Below are 25,677 nucleotides of genomic sequence, written 5' to 3' on the forward strand. Positions count from 1 at the left end.
TTTGGAATTCTTGTTAGATCCAAGCCACTGGGTAATCTTGGCCGTTATTGGTCTTGTGGCCGGTTTTATTGATGCTGTAGTGGGTGGTGGTGGATTATTATCTATTCCTGCATTATTAACAATGGGAATACCGCCCCATTTAGCACTTGGTACCAATAAACTAGCAGCTTGCTTTGGTTCAATGACTGCTGGGTATACTTATTATAAGCAACAGCTTATTAACTTAAGATTTTGGCGAACCGCCTTTATCGCGACTTTTTTCGGTGCAATTTTAGGTAGTATTTTTGTATATCTTATAGATGCTGCTTGGCTCGAGAAAATCTTACCTTTAGTTATTATCAGTATCGCCATCTATACCTTATTTAGCCCCAAAGCAATGGGCGAGAATCTAAAAGCCGCTCCGATGACATCCCCATGCAAACAAAAACAAACTGCTCAAGGTGTACTATTAGGTGGATACGATGGCTTTGCCGGTCCTGGGATTGGTGCATTTTGGACGGTATCAAGCATAAGACTATACAAATTGCCACTACTAAATAGTTGTGCATTAGCGCGTGTAATGACTTCTGTTAGTAATGTCACTGCATTAGTCATCTTCGCTTTACTAGGAGAAGTCGATTGGGTTCTAGGGTTATGGATGGGGGTTTGCATGATGGCAGGCTCGTTCATTGGCGCTAAATCGGCTATTAGATTCGGTATTCCCTTTGTAAAACCTCTGTTTATTATTACTGTTTTATCAATAGCAGCGCATCTTGCTTGGACAGCCTGGTTATGAGAAATACCAACCAACTTATTTATCAATTAAAGCAGCAGCTCAGCTCGCTTGAACAAGATGCACTGCATCATGATCAACAATTGCCAGCCCAGCAAAAGAAAATGCTCCAAGATATTGAACGTTTTAACTCACAACTATTTATTCAACAAGGAGCACAACTTAGCCCTTGTATTCAGCAACTGAAAAAAGACATTCAACAATTAGAAAAGCAACTTTCTCTTAAACTCGATGTCAAAATAATCGAACTGAGTTGTCAACGTATTCAAGATCGCTTTACCGCATTGCGCCGCGCACTCGTTACAACCAATATCAATGTTAAGACTGCAGAGCAGAAACGTGCCAACAGTCGCGCAAGGTATGCTAAGAAGCAACAGCAACAACATTCAGACAGTGGTTTTGGCTGGATAGCCAGTAATGTGATGAAGAATAGCCACCAAATATATCAAGAGTTAAATAAACATTTGAATTGGGCTACAACTTTTGAACAAAAAATTGCAGAAATGGAAACTAAGCTTGCAAACTGCCACAGTACTGACAAAATCATGATACAAAATGAAATACTTTCTCTACATCGTCGATTAGGGAAATGTCGTCAAGCAATCAGTTATATTGAAGAAAGAATTCAAATGTTTGAACGACCGCATCGAAATAACAATCGTTAAGGAGCAACAATGAAATTTACCCTTCCGCTCAGTGCAGCGTTATTAGCTTTAGCGACTTCAACGTCAGCTATGGCGGCTAACCTAACTATCCCAATGTCATTTGAATATCTTGCACTTGACGGTAAAGAAATCGATACCAACATGTTTACTCATAAGACTGACCTTGAACTTGATAACGGCAGCCATAAAATTGCTATTCGCTATCATGACATGGTTGATGATGATTTTAGTGACAGTCAAAGCTTTGTAAAGTCATCACCTTTTATTGTGGCTATCAATGTTGATGGTGATCATGAGTATCAGCTCAAGCCAATTGACGGTGAATTTGTTAAAAAGCCAAAGTCATTTGCTAAAGACCCGCAAATCGTTATTTCTCGTAAAGACAACGGTGCTGTTGATTACAAAGTGACGCAAACTGATTATGAAGAGAGTACTTTTATCAGTAATTTGTTTAGCGGTAATAAAGGTGAAGATATTGATACGCTAGCAGCTTCTGCGACTGACAGTAATACGAAAACGCTACCAGTTGCTGCAGTAGCAACAAGCGCAACAGTTACAGCAACGGCCCCTGCGGCTTCAAAACCTGCAGTAAAAGCTGCAACTCCAGCTGCAGGCGAGACAGCAACACACCCAGAACAAATGCTTCAATATTGGTGGTTACAAGCAGATGAAGAAACAAGAAAAGAATTCATGAGCTGGGCAATCAAGCAATTGTAAATTGAATATCAAAATAAGCGTGTAAATTTCACATTGAGTATTCCACTTGTTTATCACGCCAGCTATTCTAAGCTGGCGTTACCTTCTACCCACCGATTTCCAACAAGTAAATATCAGTTGCTGCAGCAATATTTGCTGAACAATCAAATAGCTAAACCCTCCGATTTTCATTCACCGGAAATGATTCAAGTTGAAGTACTCAAGCAAGTGCATCAAGACAAGTATGTTGATGATTTCATCGACAATAAACTTGACCTTAAAGTCATGCGCCGAATTGGATTCCCTTGGAGTGAAGCACTATTAAATAGAACCTTACACGCCGTTAGTGGTACAAGCTTATGTGCAAATTTAGCCATCGAACATGGCGTTTCTTTACATCTCAGCGGTGGATACCATCATGCCCACTATGATTTTGGCAGTGGATTTTGCATATTTAATGACTTAATAGTCGCTGCCAATGGCATGATTACTAATGCTAAAGCGACTAAAGTGCTTATTATTGATTGTGATGTTCATCAAGGAGATGGCACCGCAACCCTATCATCACAATTCGACAATATTATCAGTTGCTCTTTTCATTGCTTAAAAAACTTTCCTTCAAGAAAACCTCATTCAGACCATGACATAGAATTTGATAAAGGAATTGATGACCGCCACTTTCTTCATTCACTCGAACAAGTGGTTCCTTACCTCATCAATATTCACCAGCCAGACCTAATTTTATATGATGCTGGCGTCGATATTCATAGAGATGACGATTTAGGCTATCTCAACATTTCGACAGCAGGTATTTTAGCGCGTGATAAGTTTATATTTAAAACCGCTAAACAAGCTAATATCCCTATTGCAGCAGTCATAGGCGGTGGTTACAGCCGAAATGAAGCCGAATTAACTCATCGTCATAGTCAACTTTTTATTGCAGCCAATTCAATCTGGTAGCAAACTGATATAAAAATTCATTCTCTTGGAGTAAAACATGCAAGTTGATATTCGTAATTACTATGAAGTGCTATTAATGGAAATATTAAGAGATGAAGGTTTATTAGAAGAACTGCCAGAAGAGTATTTAGCGGATCTATGTTGCGTAACCTTAAACCAGCTTCCAGTGCGTTACATCAGGCATTTAGTCGATACGTACTTTTTCGAAGATTACAACGAACTGCAAAGCATGAAAAATGAAATACAACTCGCATTAGAGAAATCTCGTGAATTTTTGAAAGCCAACTTAAAAAGACGTATTGCGGAAGAAGAAGCTGAAGCAAAGGCAAAACTTGAATCGATACCGAGAATTGAAAGTACTGAAAATTAAAAGTACTAAAATTAAACAGATCTAAACTGAGAAAATTGAATACAAAAATTTTCTATATAAAATATGTATGAGTAAGACATTAAGAATTTTGATGGTAAAACAAGAAGAATTTGGAGGTTCCCCTAGAGCCACACCCCGGCACACGAGTCACTTGCTGCGGTTGCTCCCTTCCAGGCCTGGCCGAGTTCACAAGTTATCATTGCGGGGGGACCCTAAGGTCACCATAGATTTCACATAAAACCTGTTTTACGTGAACGGCAGGATTATCCCCCACACCTGTGACATGATCAAGTTAAATCGCCATACTTTCATCATCTTTATGTTTGTTTGAACAATGATTACTCAATTGAATGCTTTTTCGTACATTGCCAAAATCAATAAAGCCATTCATAAGTCACTTTTCTCTGCTTTAGATTAATTAGAACAACCTTTAATTTAATCAAAAGCCATCAAAGCCGATCTAGATCACATTTTTTAACAAAAGTGAGATTTTAACGCTAAAAACCACATAAAAAGTCATTCAAATACAAACAAAAGTCACACAATTCACTTATTATTAGTAATGGTAATTTTAGCAGTAAGTAATGTATTGGATGGTACGTTAGTTAATGATTCTATTAATTAAGTTTACTCTAATTAAATAATCCATATAGTTTAGTGAAAAACACTACAGCAACGCTCAAGCAACAATTGCGACGCAAGCGCTTTTCACATTTTACAATTTCAACATTTTAACTTTCAAATTGTAGAATTAAGTAATACCTCTTTCGGAATAGTAAGATCTAAATCACAGTGATTTTAGCCCTAACTAAATAGAATAAAAGAGCTTTACATAGACTTGGATATTATCCATACACTTGATTTTATGATGAAGAATCAAGTTTAAAACAAAATCTCTTGCAGGGAACAATGATGAAAAAATTCAATTTTAATACTACTGCTAAAGCGGTATTTAGTGCTGGGCTTTTAGCCTTCGCGCTAACCGGCTGTGGCAGCGACGGAACTGACGGCGAAGATGGCGAAGATGGCACCGTTGGTAAGCCAATCGGCTCTGTAACCACTCTAACGAGCACGATTACCACTGCTAGTGTTGATGAAAGCCAATTTCTAACTGTTGATTTTAAGCTTGCTGACGCCAATGGCGTAGCTGTAACTGGTTTAACTCAAGCAGATATCGCCACTATTTCTTTTGGCCGCGTCGGTTCTGCTAATGAACCAGGTGAAGACGAAATCGTTAATCCAAGTATTGATAGACAAATCTGGTTAAGCTATTTCAATAAAGATAAAGGCGACGGTTATTTTACTGGTTCAAATTACTTTGATGGCAGTAAAAGTGAGTGTGAGGATTGTTTCGTTGATAATAATGATGGCAGTTACTCAATCACAATCGACCAAGCAATTGATACTTTAGAAAAGTATGAATACATGGCTGACGCTACCAATGGCGTTTACATGTCAATCAAAACATCCAACAACAATGCTCAAACTATTGTAGACAATAGTTTTTTCTACTGGGTACCAGCTACTGATGTTGAAGTTGAAAAGCCACTTCAAATTTTAGCAAATTCTGATTGTCAAACTTGTCATAGAGCAGATCAAGCAGGCGAACTCTCTATGCATGGCAGTAAACACGTAACGGAAGAAGCTTGTTCTTTCTGTCATACAGATTATAACAGTTATAGTAAGCAAGACACTGATGCAGATGGAACCCCAATTGGTGATGCTTACGAATATGATGGTTCGATTAAAGGTATGGTTCATAGTATTCATACTACGGCTAACTTCTCAGATGACGGTGTATACCCGCAAATGACGTCAAACTGTTTGACTTGTCATAATCCGAATGAAGATTTTAACCTAACTGATAGCTGGAAAGCTGATATTGATACCACTGCATGTTGGAGCTGTCACAGCCCTAGCCCTGCTGCTGAAGCCGCTGGTGTTCCAAAATCACATAGGCAAGGAAATAATTGTCTAGATTGTCATACAAGTGAAGGAAGTGGTCGCAGTACAGAAGAAGCTCATTATGATTTGAACAGTAACTTCTTAGCAACTGCGCTAAAAGTTGAGTTTTCATCGATGACAGTTGCTGATGATGAATCAGAAATTAAAGTTAATTTCACCGTTAAAAATGGTGATGAATTAGTAGCAATAAATCAAATTGATCCGCGCCCTTACCAATACGGTGGCTTTAATAGTGCAATCGTTATCAATGGTGTACTGACTGATGACTTCTTGGTTAATTACCAAAAAGTAGGTTATGACACATTTGCTGAAGAAGCTGATGGCTCAATTACAGCGACTATTAGTGCTGCTGACTTTGAAATCGCGACATTAATAGATGCTGGATCTACTATTGTACTAAGCAGCCAATTACATGTTTGTTCTGGCAAAGGTGTGGTTGAATATTGTGATGCTGATGATTTAGATGCGGGTGACCAAGATGCTCCATACGTAACGTCTGATACTTACTACTTCAATTTAGATGGTAGTTCAGTGGCTGAATCTCCACGTATGCAGCATGCTGAAATGGCTGATTGTCAACAATGTCATACAACGCAAATTACGCATCGTTATACCAATGATATTGATGGTTGTGCATCATGTCATAATGGAACACGTGCAACATCAGGTGGCGAAGCATCTAACTTAGCAACTAAAGTTCATGATAAACATTATGTCTATGACTCAAGTGGCTCTTTATTCTTTAAGAAAACTGAGTGCCAAGCTTGTCACGGCGATGATGGTTTCTCTATCCAAGGCATTGCTACTGATGCAGCTCCCGTAGCATTTGGTAAAGATGATGTTGGCCTGTTAGTTGTGTCTCCTCAATCAGCAGCTTGTTTAAGTTGTCACGTACCTCCTTACGGATTAAGTGAATCAACAATTAGCCACATTGAAACTAATGGCGGTGTAGTTGGAACAATCGACAGTCTAGGTGTACCAGAGGCGGATTATGACGCATTAAATGTGATAGAGACTTGCTCTACTTGTCACAACGATAGTCAGATCCTTGAAGCACACTCCGACTGGGGTGGACAGTAAAGGTTAGCTAGCAATACAAAGAGTCGCCACCGTGCGGCTCTTTTTTGCTTTAAGCCAATAAAAACAAGGTTTACTTGAGAAAATGTATACCTCTTTAGAAATAGACTGATCTGCTTCACAGTATCAGTCTAGGTTTAAAGATTTTTCTCTGATTGTGGATTAACCTTGTATTTGATGAATTTAAAACCCAAAAAGCTAAATTGACTCAAGAGACTACGTATCTCGGCAATACAAATAGCCAAGTCAAATTTATGCAATGTCTTATTACGCAGGGACAAATGATGAACAAGAAAAATTCTAAAATAGCACTGATGCTTGTAGCAAGTGCAGTCAGCGTAGCCTTAACAGGCTGTGGCAGTGACGGTGATGATGGTAAAGATGGTAACCCTGGTCTTCCAGGCGGTACTCCAGCTGAAGCAATTGAGCAGCTAAAATTAGAAGTGCTGTCAGTTTCTTACGCTGACAACATCCCTACTGTAAAAGTTTATGCGACTAATGAAGATGATGAAGCAGTAGTCGGCCTTAAAGACTTTTCAATCGAAAATGCAGCTCAGCTTATCCCAGTTGGCGCTAGCGGCGCTGGTAATAGCGCAAACTGGCAGAAACTCGGCTCTACATCGACTTTCGTTGATAACAAAAACGGTAGCTATGAGTTTAGTTTTGACAGTTTCGATACTGATACATTCAACGCTGAATTAACTCAACGCTTCAACATTGTCGCTGAGGCTTCGACGTTACTGGATGGTGTAACGTCTGTCCCTGTCAGCGAAATCGTTGCAGACTTCGACGGTGAAGGCTACCAAGCTCTATACACCAAAAATATCGTTTCTCATGAAGTATGTGCAAGTTGTCACGCTGAAGGTGAAAAGATTTATCACAAAGCAACTACTGTAGAAACTTGTATCACTTGTCACACTCAAGAGTGGGCAGATGGTCGTGGTAAACCTGAAGTTGCTTTTGCTCACTTAGTTCATAACGTTCATAACTCTAATAAAGTTTGGGGTCGTAACGATTACACTGCAGAAACTGCACACGCAATTGTTCAAGACAACTGTCAATCTTGTCACGTTGAGTCAGAAGAACTAACTGAATGGGGCAACTGGACTCGTATTCCAACAATGGAAACCTGTACAAGTTGTCACACTGGCATCGATTTCGTCGCTGGTGAAGGTCACTCTCAACAGTCAGATAACTCAAACTGTATTGCATGTCATAACGCGAGCTGGACTGAAGAAATCCACACAGGTGGTTTCGAACAGAAGAAAGCATTTATCGACATGTATGGTTTAACTTCTACCTTGATGGTTAACTCAGACAAAACAGCCACTATCTCAGTGACGATTACTGATGCTGCTGGCAGCGCTGTTGATGCATCAACATTAGTTAGCAAGATTCAACGTATTGAAACGATCACTAACGTTGGTCCTAACTTCCCAATAATGGGTTACAACGCAAGCCCAGGAAATGGACAAGCAAAAGTTGCTTACGATTTAGTACGTAATGGCGAACTTGGCGAAAACGTTTCTGTTGAAGCTGGTGCACTACAGTACACCTTACCGGTTCTTCCATTTGGAGAATACTCACCTGCTGGCATCCAAGACACAGATACCGCCTTTACCTTCATTGGTTTAGAAATGTGTAACGATGGCACTGCTGCAGTTGATTGTGGCGATGATATCGCAACTACAAGTATGAAAGCTGACTTAGTATTCGGTACGCTTTCAGGTGAAGCAGCTAGTATGCGTCACACTGATTCAGTTGCATTCAATACGTGTGAAAACTGTCACGGCGAAACATTTGAGATACACAAAGGCTACCATGCAGGCTTTATCATGACTGAGCAATTAGGTCGTGAAAATGCAGATGGTGAAGTGATTGTCGGTGTTGATGGTTGTGTGACTTGTCATACTCCAGACGGTACTTACGCTTCAGGTGGAAACCAAGGTGCACTTGAAATGAAACTTCACAGTGTTCATGGTGAGCAAGATATCATCAGTGATTGTACCCAGTGTCATAATGACTTCAATCTTGATGCGTTCAAACTGAAAGGTGCATTAGCGACTTCAGCTGGTGAATACACCACTCCAATCACTGCTACTTGTGCTTCTTGTCACGGTTTTGACGAAATTAAAGCGCATGCTGAAGGCCAAGGTGGCGTTGTGAACGGTACTTACGAAGATGCCAACGCATCTGCTCAAGTCGAGTTCTGTATGGGTTGTCATAAACCTACCATTTTCGATCACACCGCGGTGAACATGTAATTTACTGTTAAGGGAGGAGCTTGCTTCTCCCTTTCATTACATAAATCACATCTACATCATGGATAGATTGGGAAGCCATACTATGAAAATCAAAATGAAACTAAATTCTATAATCCCGACATTTGTAGCAGTTGTTATGCTATCTCTTGGGATGTCTCACTCGGCTTATGCGTCGAAGTGGGATGCTAAAATGACCCCTGACGAAGTTGAAGCTGTTCTAGATAAGAAATTTGAAGAAGGCAGCTACTCTCCTAAAGGTGCCGACTCTTGTCTGATGTGTCACAGACGTTCTGAAAAAGTCATGGATATCTTTAAAGGTGTTCACGGCGCTATTGAATCGTCAAAGAGTCCAATGGCAGGCCTTCAATGTGAAGCATGTCACGGCCCAATGGGTAAACATAACCGTGGTGGTAACGAGCCAGTTATCGCTTTTGGTCCTGATTCTACCCTAGCGCCAGAGAAACAAAATAGTGTTTGTATGGGGTGTCACTTAGACGATGACCGCATGTCTTGGAATACTAGCCATCATGATAATGCCGATGTTGCTTGTGCTTCTTGTCACAGTGTCCATACCGCTAACGACCCTATTCTGTCTAAAAAGACAGAGATGGAAGTGTGTACTAGCTGTCATACAAAACAAAAAACAGATATGAATAAGCGCTCAAGTCATCCAATGCAATGGAATCAAATGACTTGTAGTGATTGTCATAATCCACATGGAAGCATGGCTGATTCAGACTTGGTTAAACCAAGTGTGAACGAGACTTGTTATACATGTCACGCTGAAAAACGTGGACCTAAACTTTGGGAGCACGCACCAGTAACTGAAAACTGTGTAACGTGTCATAACCCACATGGTTCAGTGAATGAAGGAATGCTTAAGACTCGTGCTCCACAACTATGTCAGCAATGTCATGCCAGTGATGGCCATGCAAGCAATGCTTACTTAGGGAACACAGGAATGGGTTCTAATGTTGGTGATAATGCCTTTACTGGTGGACGCAGTTGCTTAAATTGTCATAGCCAAGTACATGGTTCTAACCACCCTTCTGGCAAATTACTTCAGCGTTAAGGATGTACGACTATGAAATTTAAACTGAATATAATCACCTTAGCGTTAGTTGCCAATGCAGGATTTGCAATGGCAGCTGATGGTTACGGTGTAGGCAGTGCCAATACTGACAAAGTCAAATTCGACAAGTGGGTTTGTAAAGGTTGTGCAGTAGAAACTGGCGTAACAGGTAGTGTTGGCGTGGGTGTTGGTTACAACAGCGAAGATGACATTCATTCAGCTAACGCATTTGGCAGCGACAATGAGTTTGCACCTAAGCTAGATGCTGATGTGAATTACATTGGCGAGTCTGGTTACCGTGCAAAAGTTGAAGCGACTGACTTAGGTCTTGATAACGGTCGTTTAGACGTGAATGTCGGTAAGCTTGGTCAGTACAACCTGAACCTAAACTACCGCTCTATTGCAACGTACGACTCAAATAGTGTTGTATCACCGTACAGTGGTATTGGAGGCTCAGACTTAACTTTACCCGATAACTGGCAAACAGCGGGTTCAACTGACGGTATGACTGAGTTATACAGCAGCCTTAACCCATTTGAGCTTTCGCTTAAACGTGAACGTGCAGGTTTGGGTTTTGAATACCAAACAGAATCAATGTTCACTACTTACGTGAATTATCAGCGTGAAGAAAAAACTGGTGTTAAGACAGCATCAGGTAGCTTCTTCAATCAGTCAATGATGATTGCTGAACCAGTTGATTACACCACTGATACCATTAATGCTGGTATTAAGTTTAGCGGTAAAAACTGGTTTACGAGCTTGAATTACGATGGCTCTATCTTTAAAAATGATAATGCCCAATTAAGTTACGATAATGCTTTTAACCCGACGTTTGGTGCACAAACCCGTGGTTATATGGCACTTGATCCAGACAATGAGTCACATATTGTGTCTCTGCTTGGTCAATATACTGAAAACGGCACAGCAGTCAGTGGCCGTTTGATGTTTGGACAGATGAGTCAAGATCAAGACGTTGTCACTTCAGGTTATGGTTACAGTGTGCCAACAGAATCTGTTGATGCAAAAGTTGACCTAACTGGCATGACGTTAAAAGCCGTGTCCCGAATCAATCGCAGTGTGCGCGTATCTGGTAGTTACGACTACTCAGATCGCGAAAACAACACCAATATTGAAGAGTGGACACAAATCAGCATTAACGATGTTAATGGTCAAGTGGCTTACAACACCCCTTATGATCAAACAACTCATCGCGCTAAGTTAGCAGCTGATTACCGCATTAGCCGCGGAATGAAGCTTGATGGTGGTGTCGATTACAAGCGTGATGAACGTAGTTACTCAGAGCGTGAAGTGACCGAAGAAAGCACCCTTTGGGCTCGTTACCGCGTCAACAGTTTTGAAAACTGGGATATGTGGGTAAAAGGGAGTTACGGTAACCGTGACGGTTCTGATTACCAAGCATCTGAGTGGACATCATCTGAAAATAACGACCTATTACGTAAATATTACCTAGCAGATCGTGATCGCAGCATGGTAGAAGCGCGCGTAAGCCATACCCCTATTGAAGCATTAACTGTTGATTTAGGCGTGCGCTATGCACTAGATGACTATACTGATACTGAAATTGGCTTAACTGAGTCAAAAGACACCAGTTACGATATCAATGTAAACTACATGTTCAATAAAGATGTCATGTTGAATGCGTTCTATAACCACCAGGTTATTGAATCACAACAATCAGGTAGCAGCACTTTCTCAGGTCCAACTTGGCAAGCTGATATCGAAGACACTGTTGATGTAGTAGGCGCTAACTTAAGTTATAACAACTTAATGGATAGCCGCTTACGTTTAGGTTTAGATTACACCTATTCAGAATCTGACAGTAACACTCAAGTTCGCCAAGGCGTGACGGGTGATTACGGTGATTACTTTGCCAAAGTACATAATGTTAATTTATATGGTCAATACCAAGCCACTGAAAAAATGGCTGTACGTTTAGATTATAAAATTGAAAAGTACTTAGACAATGATGCAGCAAATGATATCGCACCTGATAATATTTGGAATGTCATGACCTTTGGCAGCAATAGCCATGATTATACTGCTCACATGATAATGCTAAGCGTTAACTACAAGTTATAAGCAACGCATTAATTGATTAAAAGCCTGCATTTTTGCAGGCTTTTTTGTTGTAAAACACTTTCTATTTGTGCCCTCTTTCGCAAATACCAACAAATAACTCGATATTGCTAAATTAACAAAAGCTATTCTAAGCGATGTCTATTAAAATTTATTTTTAAGTGACTTAGTAGACTCAAGATATCATGCAAAAAAAACACCTTATTCTATCAGGCTTAGCAGGTTCTTTATTGGCTATGCCAGCCTATGCTTCAACCACATCAATGGCAAATGACAGTATTCTCATTTTGATTGCCTTAATGGCTTTCTCATTTATTAATGCCATCGTACAAGCCTGTTGTTACTTCTCTGGTCAATATGTGCAATCTTCATTTAGTCAAAAACATGTCACAGTTTCGTTATTGTTTCCACTTGCTGCCCTTATAGGCTTTGTAAGCCAGTACGAATCATTTGCACAATTTGTACTGTATTTGGGCGCGGTTGTGCTGTCTATTGGTACTGCACTTATCCCTATGCCATTAACGAATAAGAAGTCCCCATCGCGTCTCTCGACGTTAATTTTACTGACTGGGGCCATTGTCATATTACCCTTGAGCATTATCGTCGCACCTATCAGCATTTTTTCTATTGCTTTGTGTCATATTGGGCTTAAACAAACTGACATACCGCCTTTCGCTAAGTTCGCGACTGTATTGACTTTATTAACCAGTTACGGTTTATTGTTTTACTGGCTTTATCAATTAATAACTCAGGTAATGAGTTAATTTTGCAACTTCTCTGAGTGGACATATGTATGTAATTGACAGTGCAATCGCCAACAGGATTGTAGACAGAACAATGAAAATTATTGGGCATAATATCAATGTGATGAATGCCCAGGGCGTTATTTTAGGTTCTGGCTCTAATGAGCGAATAGGCTCAATACATGAAGGTGCATTACTGGCAATTAGTCAAAACCGAAATGTTGAAATTAATCAAGACATTGCCCCAAGCTTACACGGGGTAAAGTCAGGGCTGAATTTACCTCTGCACTATCAAGGTCAGATAGTGGGTGTCATTGGCATTACAGGTCAGCCTTGTGAATTAGCCCAATATGGCGAGTTATTAAAAATGACCGCTGAAATGATTGTTGAACAAGCTAACTTGCAAGATCAATTACAATGGCAAAATAGACAGAAAGAAGAGTTCATTCTTCAACTGATCCGAGATGAAGATAAAGATGTCGATCAATTAACTCATTGGGGACATCAGTTAGGCATAGATATTACCGTTGAGCGTGTTGTCGCCATTATTGAAATAGAATCGGTCAAGCAGCAACAAGTTCACAATAATCAAGCGTTGAAACAAATCGTCCACTTACTGCAGCACCCAGATCGTAATAACCTGATTGCGATGACATCACTTAATCAGCTGGTCATTCTAAAACCCGCATACCTTAATGGTAAACAATGGGATCCGGAACTTGAGAGCCATCGAATAGATAAGCTGTTAAAGCGTATTCCTGCCAATATGGAATTAAACCTCAATATTTCACTTGGTCACTTTTTTATCGGTATTGAAGGCATTGCAAAATCGTATCGTACCGCGAAAGAGACCTTGGCTATTGGTAAAAGTTTAAACCCTGAATCCAGTAAGTATTTATATGAAGACTATGCCCTTCAAGTGATATTTACCGGCTTAAAACAACATTGGCGCGGTGATGCCTTGTCTGCCCCTTATTTAAAATTAGTTGAAGCAGACAAAAATGGTGTACTTCAAAAAACACTATCTGTTTATATTCAGCATATTGGCGATCATAAACAGTGTGCAGAAGTGCTGTTTATTCATCGCAATACGCTCCGCTATCGATTAGATAAAATTCAGCAAATCACCGGAACAAATTTGCAAGAATTCCATCACTTACTTAATTTGTACCTAGGTCAAATCATGCATCAAGCTTAATGGCTGCAAAGTTAACACGTTAGCTTATTTCGTCAGTAAAACAGTCCAGTCCTTTTATTAACCATTTACATGTCAAAAATATGTGCACATGCACACATTTAAATCTTTATATCCATAAAAATCTGTTCAATTGAACAAAGCATATATTGTGCAACTTTTTAATAATACGCATACAAAAACAACTATCTTTATACCCTGACCAGAGACGTTATCATGAGCATGATCTTGATATTAATTGGCGTAATTGCATTTATCGTTATTGCGACTTCAAAATTTAAGCTACACCCCTTTTTGACATTAATTTTGGCTTCTTTTTTAGCCGCATTTGCCTATGGCTTACCTAGTGCCGACATTGCTAAAACCATTACCAGTGGCTTTGGCGGTATTTTAGGTTACATAGGGCTTGTTATTGTACTCGGTACCATCATAGGCACGATTTTGGAAAAAAGCGGTGCCGCTATCACCATGGCCGATGTAGTCATTAAAGTGTTGGGTAAACGTTTCCCAACGCTCACCATGTCGATAATCGGTTACATCGTCTCTATTCCTGTATTTTGTGATTCAGGTTTTGTCATTTTGAACTCGTTAAAACAGTCAATGGCAAATCGAATGAAAGTTTCAAGTGTTTCCATGAGTGTTGCTCTTGCAACGGGTTTATACGCAACCCATACTTTTGTGCCACCCACACCTGGTCCTATTGCTGCGGCCGGTAACCTAGGCCTTGAAAATCAATTAGGCTTAGTCATTGCTATTGGTGTATTTATCGCTGCAATAGCCGCGCTTGCTGGCACATTATGGGCAAATCGTTTTGCCAATGAGCAACCTGATGGTGAAGGCGCTGAAGAGCTCAATAATAAAGTTGAAGATTATGAAACCTTAAAGCAAAGCTACGGTGCACTACCTAGCCCAACAAAAGCTTTCGCACCAATCTTTGTACCAATATTGTTGATTTGCTTAGGCTCTATAGCCAACTTCCCTTCTGCGCCACTGGGTAAAGAAGTCATATTTGATACCTTGATGTTTTTAGGTCAGCCAGTTAATGCCTTAATGATTGGTCTCTTACTCGCCATTCCTTTGTTAAAAAGCGCTGACAAAATTAAAGAGTTCAGCGAACGTATTAGCCAAGGCTTAATTGTTGCCGCGCCTATTTTATTAATCACTGGTGCAGGCGGCGCATTCGGTGCTGTTCTCAAAGCTACTGAAATCGGTACTTTCCTTGGAAGTAGCTTGTCGGCATTAGGTGTCGGGATATTTATGCCGTTCATTGTGGCTGCAGCATTAAAATCAGCACAAGGTTCGTCAACGGTTGCATTAGTGGCTACATCAGCTTTAGTCGCGCCACTGCTGGGTGATATTGGTCTTGCAAGTGATATGGGACGTGTATTAACCGTTATGGCCATTGGCGCAGGTGCTATGACCGTATCACACGCTAATGACAGCTTCTTCTGGGTGGTTACTCAGTTTAGTCGCATGAGCGTTAAACAAGCATATCGTGCGCAAACCATCGCAACACTGGTTCAAGGTGTTACAGCCATGACACTGGTTTACCTTTTAAGCTTAGTTTTGCTTTAACCCGCTATTGTTATCCATTGTAGCCACCCTTAAGTAGGTGGCTCTTTTAAACCCAAGAGAGACAATATGAAAATAGTCATTGCCCCTGATTCGTTTAAAGAAAGCCTGAGTGCATTAGGTGTTGCTAATGCTATTGAAGAAGGTTTTAAGCGTGTGTTTCCTGATGCTGAATATTGCAAAGTACCCATGGCCGATGGCGGTGAAGGTACTGTACAAGCTATGGTAGATGCCACTGGCGGCAAAATGCAAATGCTTCAAGTCACAGGGCCTGATGGACAACCAGTTAACGCACATTATGGCATTTTGGGTGCAAACAATAATGACTCAGGCACTAGCACTGGCTCTGGCACAGCTGTTATTGAAATGGCTGAAGCATCCGGTTTACATCATATTGAAAGAGATAGAAGAAACCCTATGCTGACCACCAGCTTTGGAACTGGGGAACTTATTCGTGATGCACTAGATAAAGGCATAAATCACATAATTCTAGGCTTGGGGGGGAGTGCGACAAACGATGGCGGCGCGGGAATGGCGCAAGCTTTAGGCTTTAAACTGCTTACAGCAAACGGGAGCGCTATTGGCCATGGCGCTGCAGGACTCAGCCAGCTAGCTGAGATTGATAGTTCATCTGCACACCCACTCATTGCTGATTGCAAAATCGAAGTGGCTTGTGATGTAGATAATCCTTTATGTGGTCCTAATGGTGCCTCTGCAATATTTGGCCCGCAAAAAGGCGCAACTGCAGAAATGGTCACTGAGCTTGATAATATTCTCAGCCACTTTGCCAATGTTATTAAACGCACTATACCTGAAAATTCCGATAACGACATTGCACTTTTCCCTGGTGCTGGCGCTGCTGGCGGCATGGGCTTTGGTGTTATGGCATTACTTAATGCACAACTTCAGCCGGGAGTTGAAATTGTCATAGAAACAGTGAAATTAGCCGACATAATGCAAGGCGCCAATATTGTCATCACTGGTGAAGGCCGTATGGATAGTCAAACCTTAAGTGGAAAAACCCCCATGGGCGTAATGCAACAAGCCTTAAAACAAGATATCCCTGTGATTGGCATTGCGGGTTGTTTAGGTTCTGGAGCAGAAAAAATACTGCAACAAGGAATGACAGCAATTTTTCCTATTATTCCATCGTTAGCTCCGCTCGATGATATTTTAAGCAATGCACACGAAAACCTGGTTCAAACAGCTCAAAATGTCGCCGCTACACTTAAACTATCAATATAAAAACGCTCGTTTAACTCAAAAACTTGCTGAGCAATAATCCATGAAGTAAAGTTAGCCCTCATAATTGCCAAGAAACCACTTTCATTTTAGTGGTACTTGGCTGAAAAATAAAAATGATGGCACGAAGACATGACCGCAAAAAATTACCGACAAGCCCAAGCATCTGAAGCAAGCCTTCTACGTATATTTACCATTCCAGAAGATGCGGAATCAACACTAAGTATCATTGAGCAAAAGCTTTCTGAAGACTTAGCGGGCTTTTTAGGTAAAAGTATTGCCGCGCTTGAAAAGCCATTGTCATTAATCGAAAAAGATTTTCGAGCCTACCAAATTCCTGATTCACCCAGATTTGTTTCAGACTATACCGATGAAATAATGAAGAATTTAGTGGCCCATTCGGTACACACTTCAGCACCGAGCTTTATCGGCCATATGACATCTGCTCTGCCGTATTTTGTATTGCCACTGTCTAAAATGATGGTTGGGTTAAATCAAAACCTCGTTAAAATTGAAACCTCTAAAGCTTTTACCCCACTTGAGCGCCAAGTGCTGGGGATGATGCATCATTTGATTTTTGATCAGGCTGACAGTTTTTACGATCAATGGATGCATAGCGCTAATTACTCCCTTGGCGCATTTTGCTCCGGCGGCACCGTGGCAAATATCACCGCTTTATGGATTGCTAGAAATCAATTATTAAAAGCAGACGGCACCTTCAAAGGAGTTAATCGTGAAGGGCTCCCGCGTGCATTAAAGCATTATGGCTATGATGACTTAGCCATATTAGTGTCTGAACGAGGTCATTACTCGATAGGCAAAACTGCTGACTTATTGGGGATTGGCCGCGACAACATTGTCAGTATCCCAACCAATGCCAACAACAAAGTTGATGTTGAAAAAATGCGCCAAACTGCTGCGAAACTCGCCAAAGAAAACATCAAAGTGATGGCGATTGTCGGCGTTGCTGGCACAACAGAAACAGGCAATATTGACCCATTATCTGAACTAGCTCAATTAGCTTCAGAATTACAATGTCATTTCCATGTTGATGCAGCTTGGGGCGGCGCAAGTTTATTATCAGATAAATACCGTTACTTGCTTAAAGGCATTGAACTGGCTGACTCAGTGACCATTGATGCCCATAAACAAATGTATGTACCGATGGGCGCTGGAATGGTGTTGTTTAAAGACCCAGAGCTTGCCCATGCCATAGCACACCATGCTGAATATATACTCCGCGTTGGTTCTAAAGATTTAGGCAGCCAAACATTAGAAGGCTCTAGACCAGGCATGGCAATGTTAGTACATGCTTGTTTACAGATCATCGGTAGTGAAGGTTATGAGATTCTGATTAATAACAGCCTTGAAAAAGCGCGCTACTTTGCACAAGAAATTAACCAGCACCAAGAATTCGAATTGATAACCGAGCCAGAGCTGTGCATTTTGACCTATCGCTATGTACCACAAGCTGTGCAATCCTTTATGGAACAAGCTATACGTAATAATGATATTGCGAGTGTTAAACTGTGCAATAAATTGCTCGATGGTTTAACTCAGTTCATTCAAAAACATCAACGTGAACAAGGAAAGTCTTTCGTTTCACGTACGCGTATAAAGCCCGCGAAATATAAGCGACAAGCAACGACGGTATTTAGAGTGGTATTAGCTAATCCGCTAACCACTGATGAAATATTAAATGACGTACTGCAGGAACAAACTGAAATAGCGAAGCTTGATAGCCATTATTTACCGCAATTACTCGCAATGTCTGAATAAGCTTCAATTTAATTGACCAATAAAAAACCAGCCTTGTGGCTGGTTTTTTATTGCTGCAAAGCCTTATTGACACAAACTTAATTGATGCAATTTCATTAAGAATACGTTTCTTCAATATCGATAGGCTGAGGAATATAATCGGCAGGTTTTAGACCAAACAGTTGCGGCAAAGTCACCCCTAGCGCAATAGATGAACAAGTTCCGCATATGATGCCAACGAATAACGCGATTGAGAAACCTTGTAAACTAGCACCTGCCAATAACCACAAACTTGAAACTGTCACTAATGTCGTACCTGAAGTGACTAACGTGCGCGAAAAGGTCGCTTTAACCGCCTCGTTAATAATCTCATTGGTGTCACCTTTTGGTCTCATTCGCATGATTTCTCTGACTCGATCAGCAATGATGATTGAGTCATTGAGTGAATAACCTAATACTGCTAATAACGCTGCTAAAACCGTTAAATTAAATTCTAGCTGTAAGACTGCAAATACCCCTAGAACGATAATGATATCCGTCATCAAAGCAAGTAAAGCACCAGATGCTAAACGCCAATCAAAACGCATACTTAAGTACACCATGATCATCACTAAACAAACCAGTACTGCAAGTCCACCTTGTTCGACCATTTCATTACCGACTTGCGGCCCTACAATACTGTGACTGATAAGTGTTACCTGCTCGCTAATCTGAGCAAGTGCATCCGTTATACCGACATCACCAGCCAATTCATCACTATAACGCAGTATCCATTGACCTTCTTCTGACGCCTTAATCACTTGCACGTCTTGGGCTAAAACATTATCCACATGCTGATTTAATTCAGTAAGTTCTATGCTTGAGTCAAGTGTGACCTCAGTTACCACGCCACCGGTGAAATCTAAGCCCCAGTTAAAACCTTTAATTCCAATCATCAAGACTGAAACCAATAAAGCACATACTGAAAATCCAGTTAATAAAAACCTAAGGCGAGTTAATCCACTTTGCGAAGGATTATTATCAAATTGGCCTTTGAAAAAACGTGTCATTATATTGTTCATATTTTTACCATACGACGCTTATCACGTCCCCATACTAAATTGATGATGGCTCTTGAAAGAAAAATGCCGGTAAACATGCTGGTTAACAGCCCAAGCCCTAGTGTTAAAGCAAAGCCTTGAATGGGCCCATTACCAATGGAATAAAGCGCAATTGCGACGATCATGGTTGTCAGGTTAGCATCGAAAATAGATGAAAATGCACTGTCAAACCCGCTATTAATTGACTGTGCAAAACTATTACCGAGTTTCATTTTGTCTCTTATTCGCTCGAATATAAGCACGTTAGTATCAACGGCCATACCAACAGTAAGTACTAACCCAGCGATGCCAGGCATAGTCAGTACAGCACCGGGGATTAACGCAATAAGACCCACTAGCATCACAAGGTTGATACACAAGGCTGAATTGGCAACCCAACCTAAGCGTCGATACCAAAAGGCAATAAATGTCAGTGTTAAACCGAGCCCCAATGCCAACGCAGCAAAACCATTTTTAACGTTATCAGCACCAAGACTTGGGCCAATGGTCCGTTCTTCTACGATGGTGACTGGTGCGGTCAATGAACCCGCGCTCAATAGCATGGCTAACTCTTGAGACTCTGCAAGACTACCACTGCCTGTTATCCTAAAACGATTCCCTAATTGCGATGTAATCGTCGCAACACTAATAACGGAACTTTGTTCTACACTTGCGCCATCTCTACCTTGCGTAAATTCGTTATAAACCGTTGCCATAGGATTACCGACATTATCGCGAGAAAACTGTAATATCTTGCGGCCGCCCGCTGAGTCGAGAGTCAGGTTAACCTCTGGCATTCCCATTTCACCAAGGCTAGCTCTGGCATCAATAATGTGCTCGCCGCCGAGAATAGCCCTTCTATTAAGCGATATAGCTTGGCCATTTTCATCATCCACTGACATCGCCATTGGTGAACGCGGCTCAACAAGTTCATGAAATGAGAGTGATGCTGTTGCGCCAATTACGTTTTTAGCTGTTGCGGGATCTTGTACCCCTGGCAGTTCAATTCTGATCCTTGACTGCCCCTGCCTTTGAACAGAAGCCTCAGTTATGCCCAAGTGTTCTATTCGGCTACGCATAATTTGCAAGTTCTGTTGTACCGTCGTGGCTCTCAATGCATCCCGCGCTTCTTCTGTTTGAGTCATCACGAGCACGTTGCCATTTACCGAGCGTTGCCACTGGGGAAACTCTTCCCTTGCCGCAGCTACACCAGCTTGTAAGTCATCACTATTACGAAAGTTAAGTTGTACCTTCCCATCGATATGCCTACCCTGTGAACCTCTGACCAATTGACGAAATTCATCAATCACCATTTGCCTATGGGCTTGATAAACAGGTTCCATATCCACATCTAACAAGAATTGCACTCCGCCTCGTAAATCTAAGCCCAATTTAATCGGGGCAAAACCAAGCTCAGTTAACCAATTAGGCGCGTCTGATTCCATGGCTAAAGCCACGAGAACATCGTCAGTTAAATAAGATTCAATCGTTGATTTAGCAGCAGCTTGTTGACTGGCATCGCTAAGCACAACGGTGACTTTATCTTCAGTTTGAGAAACAAGACTTGTCGAAATACCCGCTTTATCAAGCTGTTTAACTAACTGTTTTATTTCCACCTGATGATCGCGATCATTGATATGTAGCGCAGCATTTTCACCAAATATTGACGGCAATGCGCTGAGAAACATCACAGCAATAGTAAAAAGCAGGACAATGTACTTCCAACTCGCATAGCGATTAATTGGATTTTGTGGTGTTTTTTTATTCACGTTTATATTCTCTGTTAAGAATTAACCGTGCACTTGATAGCTTTCAATTCCAGTGCTAATACCTTGGCTAGCTAGATAAAATAGCCAAGATTTAGGCACAGGTACAAGCACACTAAAATACGCCGAATACTCGGCAATAATATATTTGTTAAAACGACAGAGATTTAGCTGTAGCGGAGGTGATGATGACTGTAGAGACTATTACCGTCCTTCCAGCCTGACAGGCGAGAAACAGTACTAGAAAGCTTGCTTGTCCAATGATAAGTAAACTTGGGTTTATCTATAGGTGTAATAAAACGATTAAAAATCACTGGTTCAAAAAAAGCAATTTGAAGAAAATAATTAGGCTTAACGCCTGTTCCAGCGCGATTATCGCTACTGACAACTCGTCTAACATCATTAAAGAAGTCAACACTAGCTAATTGGCTAATAAGGGGTTGCTCTTTCTCTGGTGTTAAATTTTTATGCCTTAAATCCATACTAACAAGCATAGAGATGAAGTCTTGGCCATCAGATAAACTCGGTTGTAGGTATGACAGAGATGATACTGAATGACTCACGCGTAAACTATTAGCGGGAGCTCCAGTCTCCTCTTGTACACAAACGGCTATTTCAGTTGAGAAAATGTTTCTTTGGTCATCATTTAGCTGCACTTGACCAACCGCTGAGAAAGTACTCAACGATAGTAGCAACAATAAAATGATTTTCAGACGCTGAAACAACAAGGTATTTCCCTAAACTTTAAATATGAAAAGGAATTATATGTTGAATTACATTAATGCTCATAGTGTTAAATTATTTGTTTCACACTCGTTAATAGCTAAACCTGATATAAGCATTAAAAATCATAACCTTAGTAAAACATTAATAATAATTTAGAACAGCCAAAGACTTGAAAGCAAATAAACCATTACTTTGCAGTAATGAGTTCTTCTATATATAGCGGAGAGTTAGAGATTTGAGTCCTACATTGATGCCTACAAACCAATACTTTACTATTTTTGAATTTCTAGATAGTAAAAAGCCCGCAGTTTTTCAGTAGCGAACTTTTCTAAAGATGGCCGAGAGATAGCATATTTTTGAAAGAGTAATCCTACATTGATGCCTACAAACCTATGTTGTTATATTTAATAAATTCTAGATAGCAAAAAGCCCGCTATAAAATAGCGGGCTTCTTTAAATATGGCGGAGAAATAGGGATTTGAAGCCTACATTGATGAGCTACAAACCTATGTTTAATTATAATTAAACAAGAATGAAAAAAGGCTCATCATTTCTGATGAGCCTTTCGTCTTAAATATGGCGCAGATACGGATTTAAACCCTACATAGATGCGCTACAAACCTGTGATGTTTTATTTTCTAAATTTAAAATAGCAAAAAGCCCGCTATAAAATAGCGGGCTTCTTTAAATATGGCGGAGAGATAGGGATTTGAAGCCTACATTGATGAGCTACAAACCTATGTTTAATTATAATTATACAAGAATGAAAAAAGGCTCATCATTTCTGATGAGCCTTTCGTCTTGAATATGGCGGATAGATAGGGATTTGAACCCTACATTGATGAGCTACAAACCTATGTTTAATTATAATTAAACAAAAATGAAAAAAGGCTCATCATTTCTGATGAGCCTTTCGTCTTGAATATGGCGGAGAGATAGGGATTTGAACCCTAGATGGGCTACAAACCCATGCCGGTTTTCAAGACCGGTGCATTCGACCACTCTGCCATCTCTCCGAACGCCGAGAATAATATAAGTATCAGGCTCACTTGTAAACAGGATTTTTTAAAAACTTATTCAAATGGTCATCAAATAGACTTTTTCGTTATTATTTAATCTAATTCAATTAGAGCTGGTGCTTATTGAACTCAAAAATGATTAATAAAACGCTTTTAAACCTTCACTAGACTTGAATCATTTCAATGATATGACGATATAGTGTGCTAAAATCTTTTTAATGATTTCTAAAACGTAAAGCTATGACCACAACTTTAATCCCAACCTCGCAACTTGCACCACAATATACTTTGCCTCAATCTTTACCAAGTACCATTTATTTAAGCCAGTTGCTACTTGGCCAAGAGCGTTGTGTTGATGCTTTTAACTTAATGAGCAAAGTGGAGCAACAGCATTTATATTTGGCCGACTATGCAAGTATCGATCGTGCCCTCTTTATAAAAGCCCTGGTTGGGCAAGCCGATACGCCTGCTGATTCATACCTCGTTGCCACGAAAAGTAAAAACGAAAACCATGATTTTAATTTTCGCTGGCAAACAGAGCTTCCTTCAGCCAATGTCGGCACTATAGCCAGTCAAAACCAATTATTTAGTTATGTAAGTGGTCAAATTCGCCGAGCTGATTTAATTGGTAAAATGCAGAAAACAGATAAAGCCAGTCAATATAAAGCTGGCATACTTGCATCTAACCACTTTGTATTTATTGATGTCGAATCGCTTTGGAAGCGCGAGGGACTGTGGGAATTTGTCATGCAAGTGCTTGAACAGGGGTTTTATCGAATAAACAGTGAACTCGCACCAATTCCACTGAATTGTAAAATTATCCTTGTAGGTTCTGCTAATTTATTTACCCATTTGCGTACTGAAGACAGAGTTTTTTTTAAGTATTTTCCTTTGCTTGCTGAAGTCAATTCAGAGCTAGATTTAACAAAGTATTCAGAAAGCCAATATTTACAATGGTTAATGAGTTTAGCCAACGAATACGGTATTCAGTTAGAGCTTTCCTCATTAATGCCTTTATTTTGGTATAGCGCTAAGCTCACCGAGCACCAACAACGCTTAAGCCTATCGATGCTGCAAATAACTCAAGTGCTATTGCAAGCAAAGGCATACACGAATAATAAAGCGGTCACAGCATCAGCAATCGCTAAAGTCATTTTACATGCCAAAAAACGTCATGACAGCTCAGCGCTATATGCAGCGCAAAATTTTGCAGACAATTTCATTAATCTGCAAACATCTGGTGAGATGATTGGGCAAATCAATGGCTTAACTGTCGTGGACACCCATGATGCTAGTTATGGTGAACCCGCCAGAATTACGACTACCGTGCATTACGGCGACGGTGAAGTCATCGATATTGAAAGAAAATCTGAATTAGGCGGTAATATCCATACTAAAGGCATGATGATCCTATCAGCGTCTTTATACCGTATTTTCGGGCGTGATGTGCCATTACATTTAAATGCCAACATTGTATTCGAACAGTCTTATCAAGAGATAGATGGTGATAGTGCTTCACTAGCAGAGTACTGCTGTTTAATGTCTGCCATTGCTGAGCAGCCTATTAACCAAGCGTTTGCCATTACAGGCGCGTTAGATCAATTTGGCAATGTGCAAGCTATCGGAGGCGTCAATGAGAAAATCGAAGGCTTCTTTAATTTGTGCCAAACGCGTGGCTTAAATGGTGAACACAGTGTCATTATACCTAAATCTAATGTGTTACAACTAAACCTTGAGCCTGAGATCATCGATGCCATATCGAAGGGTTTATTCCATGTACATGCTATTGAACATATGGATGAAGCCATCTCATTGCTTATGCAGATACCTGCTGGCGAGAGAAATCAAGACAATGATTTTCCTGAAAAATCTTTATATGGCTTAGTCCAACAAAGGTTAGAAAAAATGGCAGGTCAAGATGATGACGATATCGAACCATCATTTTTGCAAAAAATATTAATAAAATTACGCATTATTTAGTGATCGGAGTTGTTTAGCTTACACGTGTTCGCTATCTTGTCACCCTACTCAACATAAAGTGGTAATATTTAAATGGTAAAAGCTAACAGTTTCACTAAAGAAGAGTTAATCGCATGCGGCAATGGTACCCTTTTTGCGCCTAACTCACCTCGCTTACCTGTCGACAATATGCTGATGATTGACCGTATAACTAAAATTAATGAAAACGGTGGTGAGTACGGTAAAGGCGAAATCGTAGCTGAACTCGATATTACTCCTAACCTATGGTTTTTTGATTGCCACTTTAATGGCGATCCTGTTATGCCTGGTTGCTTGGGGCTTGATGCAATGTGGCAATTAGTCGGATTTTACTTAGGTTGGGAAGGCGCTGAAGGTAAAGGACGTGCTCTGGGTGTTGGCGAAGTCAAATTCACTGGCCAAGTATTACCAGAAGCTAAAAAAGTCACCTACAAACTCACATTAAAGCGTAAGATTCATCGTAAACTAGTGATGGGTATTGCAGATGCTGTGATGGAAGTCGATGGCCGTGAAATATACAGTGCTACTGATTTAAAAGTGGGTATTTTTACTGATACTTCGTCATTTTAAAAATCACTTACCTCCAAATCTTAAAAGCCCTCACCATTCTTGTGAGGGCTTTTTTTTATTTCATCACCCAT

The 25,677-nt window shown here is 40.4% G+C and carries 19 protein-coding genes, 1 tRNA gene and 1 other RNA gene; 16 read left to right on the forward strand and 5 right to left on the reverse strand.

Annotated elements, in window-relative coordinates:
- The first annotated feature begins 1 nt into the window (after position 1).
- From Q4600_RS12740 to Q4600_RS12760, 5 genes are read left to right on the forward strand one after another with little or no spacing between them, the layout of a single operon-like run.
- Positions 2–775 carry a TSUP family transporter gene (locus tag Q4600_RS12740; RefSeq protein WP_102528597.1) on the forward strand — a complete coding sequence of 258 codons (774 nt, stop codon included), beginning with the start codon at positions 2–4 and terminating at the stop codon, positions 773–775.
- Positions 772–1,437 carry a primosomal replication protein gene (locus tag Q4600_RS12745; protein ID WP_102528598.1) on the forward strand — a complete coding sequence of 222 codons (666 nt, stop codon included), beginning with the start codon at positions 772–774 and terminating at the stop codon, positions 1,435–1,437. Before Q4600_RS12740 ends, Q4600_RS12745 begins: the two co-directional genes overlap by 4 nt.
- A gap of 9 nt (positions 1,438–1,446) precedes the next feature.
- Positions 1,447–2,154 carry a DUF2057 domain-containing protein gene (locus Q4600_RS12750; protein ID WP_102528599.1) on the forward strand — a complete coding sequence of 236 codons (708 nt, stop codon included), beginning with the start codon at positions 1,447–1,449 and terminating at the stop codon, positions 2,152–2,154.
- A gap of 33 nt (positions 2,155–2,187) precedes the next feature.
- Positions 2,188–3,093 carry a histone deacetylase gene (locus Q4600_RS12755; RefSeq protein ID WP_303516677.1) on the forward strand — a complete coding sequence of 302 codons (906 nt, stop codon included), beginning with the start codon at positions 2,188–2,190 and terminating at the stop codon, positions 3,091–3,093.
- A gap of 37 nt (positions 3,094–3,130) precedes the next feature.
- Entirely contained in the window at positions 3,131–3,463 is a 333-nt protein-coding gene (locus Q4600_RS12760) for a late competence development ComFB family protein (protein ID WP_102528601.1), read from the forward strand.
- Positions 3,464–3,582: 119 nt separating this feature from the next.
- On the opposite strand, the gene ffs is transcribed toward Q4600_RS12760, so the two are convergent.
- Positions 3,583–3,679: signal recognition particle sRNA small type (ffs, locus tag Q4600_RS12765), an RNA gene on the reverse strand.
- Positions 3,680–4,375: 696 nt separating this feature from the next.
- Between ffs and Q4600_RS12770 the strand changes: the two genes are divergently transcribed.
- From Q4600_RS12770 to panP, 9 genes are all read left to right on the forward strand, one after another.
- Positions 4,376–6,508: an OmcA/MtrC family decaheme c-type cytochrome gene (locus tag Q4600_RS12770; protein ID WP_303516679.1), complete on the forward strand. Its 2,133-nt coding sequence runs from the start codon at positions 4,376–4,378 to the stop codon at positions 6,506–6,508.
- Between the two features lie 281 nt (positions 6,509–6,789).
- Complete coding sequence (locus Q4600_RS12775; protein ID WP_324295172.1) at positions 6,790–8,769, forward strand: OmcA/MtrC family decaheme c-type cytochrome; 1,980 nt, start codon at positions 6,790–6,792, stop codon at positions 8,767–8,769.
- An 82-nt stretch (positions 8,770–8,851) separates the two neighbouring features.
- A complete protein-coding gene (locus tag Q4600_RS12780; protein WP_229369859.1) occupies positions 8,852–9,841 on the forward strand; it encodes a DmsE family decaheme c-type cytochrome in 990 nt (329 codons plus the stop codon).
- A gap of 12 nt (positions 9,842–9,853) precedes the next feature.
- Entirely contained in the window at positions 9,854–11,941 is a 2,088-nt protein-coding gene (locus Q4600_RS12785) for an MtrB/PioB family decaheme-associated outer membrane protein (RefSeq protein ID WP_303516684.1), read from the forward strand.
- Positions 11,942–12,123: 182 nt separating this feature from the next.
- Positions 12,124–12,702: a hypothetical protein gene (locus Q4600_RS12790; RefSeq protein WP_303516686.1), complete on the forward strand. Its 579-nt coding sequence runs from the start codon at positions 12,124–12,126 to the stop codon at positions 12,700–12,702.
- A 25-nt stretch (positions 12,703–12,727) separates the two neighbouring features.
- The gene (locus tag Q4600_RS12795; protein WP_248955953.1) at positions 12,728–13,879 is read left to right on the forward strand and encodes a sugar diacid recognition domain-containing protein; all 1,152 of its coding nucleotides are present in this window, start codon (positions 12,728–12,730) and stop codon (positions 13,877–13,879) included.
- Positions 13,880–14,092: 213 nt separating this feature from the next.
- Positions 14,093–15,451, forward strand: a complete 1,359-nt coding sequence (locus Q4600_RS12800; protein WP_303516689.1) for a GntP family permease — start codon at positions 14,093–14,095, stop codon at positions 15,449–15,451.
- Positions 15,452–15,517: 66 nt separating this feature from the next.
- On the forward strand, positions 15,518–16,693 hold the full coding sequence (locus tag Q4600_RS12805) for a glycerate kinase (protein WP_303516691.1): 1,176 nt from the start codon (positions 15,518–15,520) through the stop codon (positions 16,691–16,693).
- A 129-nt stretch (positions 16,694–16,822) separates the two neighbouring features.
- Positions 16,823–18,469, forward strand: coding sequence for a pyridoxal-dependent aspartate 1-decarboxylase PanP (gene panP / locus Q4600_RS12810; RefSeq protein WP_303516693.1), 1,647 nt, complete (start codon positions 16,823–16,825; stop codon positions 18,467–18,469).
- A 95-nt stretch (positions 18,470–18,564) separates the two neighbouring features.
- Here the strand turns inward: panP and secF are convergent, their stop codons facing one another.
- From secF to Q4600_RS12830, 4 genes are all read right to left on the reverse strand, one after another.
- Positions 18,565–19,497 (reverse strand): protein translocase subunit SecF, encoded by a 933-nt coding sequence (gene secF, locus Q4600_RS12815; protein WP_303516715.1) that lies wholly within the window; start codon positions 19,495–19,497, stop codon positions 18,565–18,567.
- A gap of 8 nt (positions 19,498–19,505) precedes the next feature.
- Positions 19,506–21,296: a protein translocase subunit SecD gene (gene secD, locus Q4600_RS12820; protein ID WP_303516694.1), complete on the reverse strand. Its 1,791-nt coding sequence runs from the start codon at positions 21,294–21,296 to the stop codon at positions 19,506–19,508.
- 164 nt (positions 21,297–21,460) lie between these two features.
- A complete protein-coding gene (locus tag Q4600_RS12825; RefSeq protein WP_303516696.1) occupies positions 21,461–22,021 on the reverse strand; it encodes a hypothetical protein in 561 nt (186 codons plus the stop codon).
- 923 nt (positions 22,022–22,944) lie between these two features.
- Positions 22,945–23,035, reverse strand: a tRNA-Ser gene (locus tag Q4600_RS12830).
- 243 nt (positions 23,036–23,278) lie between these two features.
- Between Q4600_RS12830 and Q4600_RS12835 the strand changes: the two genes are divergently transcribed.
- Positions 23,279–25,018, forward strand: a complete 1,740-nt coding sequence (locus Q4600_RS12835) for a S16 family serine protease (RefSeq protein ID WP_303516699.1) — start codon at positions 23,279–23,281, stop codon at positions 25,016–25,018.
- 72 nt (positions 25,019–25,090) lie between these two features.
- Entirely contained in the window at positions 25,091–25,606 is a 516-nt protein-coding gene (gene fabA / locus Q4600_RS12840) for a bifunctional 3-hydroxydecanoyl-ACP dehydratase/trans-2-decenoyl-ACP isomerase (protein ID WP_303516701.1), read from the forward strand.
- Positions 25,607–25,677: the final 71 nt, after the last annotated feature.

It is taken from the genome of Shewanella sp. 2_MG-2023, from assembly GCF_030548905.1.
Lineage (GTDB): Bacteria > Pseudomonadota > Gammaproteobacteria > Enterobacterales > Shewanellaceae > Shewanella > Shewanella electrodiphila.

Coding starts and splice junctions, on each gene's coding strand:
- Q4600_RS12745 (WP_102528598.1), top strand. CDS start 772: ATGAGAAATACCAACCAACTTATTTATCAATTAAAGCAGCAGCTCAGC.
- Q4600_RS12750 (WP_102528599.1), top strand. CDS start 1,447: ATGAAATTTACCCTTCCGCTCAGTGCAGCGTTATTAGCTTTAGCGACT.
- Q4600_RS12760 (WP_102528601.1), top strand. CDS start 3,131: ATGCAAGTTGATATTCGTAATTACTATGAAGTGCTATTAATGGAAATA.
- Q4600_RS12770 (WP_303516679.1), top strand. CDS start 4,376: ATGAAAAAATTCAATTTTAATACTACTGCTAAAGCGGTATTTAGTGCT.
- Q4600_RS12775 (WP_324295172.1), top strand. CDS start 6,790: ATGAACAAGAAAAATTCTAAAATAGCACTGATGCTTGTAGCAAGTGCA.
- Q4600_RS12780 (WP_229369859.1), top strand. CDS start 8,852: ATGAAAATCAAAATGAAACTAAATTCTATAATCCCGACATTTGTAGCA.
- Q4600_RS12785 (WP_303516684.1), top strand. CDS start 9,854: ATGAAATTTAAACTGAATATAATCACCTTAGCGTTAGTTGCCAATGCA.
- Q4600_RS12790 (WP_303516686.1), top strand. CDS start 12,124: ATGCAAAAAAAACACCTTATTCTATCAGGCTTAGCAGGTTCTTTATTG.
- Q4600_RS12795 (WP_248955953.1), top strand. CDS start 12,728: ATGTATGTAATTGACAGTGCAATCGCCAACAGGATTGTAGACAGAACA.
- Q4600_RS12800 (WP_303516689.1), top strand. CDS start 14,093: ATGAGCATGATCTTGATATTAATTGGCGTAATTGCATTTATCGTTATT.
- Q4600_RS12805 (WP_303516691.1), top strand. CDS start 15,518: ATGAAAATAGTCATTGCCCCTGATTCGTTTAAAGAAAGCCTGAGTGCA.
- panP (WP_303516693.1), top strand. CDS start 16,823: ATGACCGCAAAAAATTACCGACAAGCCCAAGCATCTGAAGCAAGCCTT.
- secF (WP_303516715.1), bottom strand. CDS start 19,497: ATGACACGTTTTTTCAAAGGCCAATTTGATAATAATCCTTCGCAAAGT.
- Q4600_RS12835 (WP_303516699.1), top strand. CDS start 23,279: ATGACCACAACTTTAATCCCAACCTCGCAACTTGCACCACAATATACT.
- fabA (WP_303516701.1), top strand. CDS start 25,091: ATGGTAAAAGCTAACAGTTTCACTAAAGAAGAGTTAATCGCATGCGGC.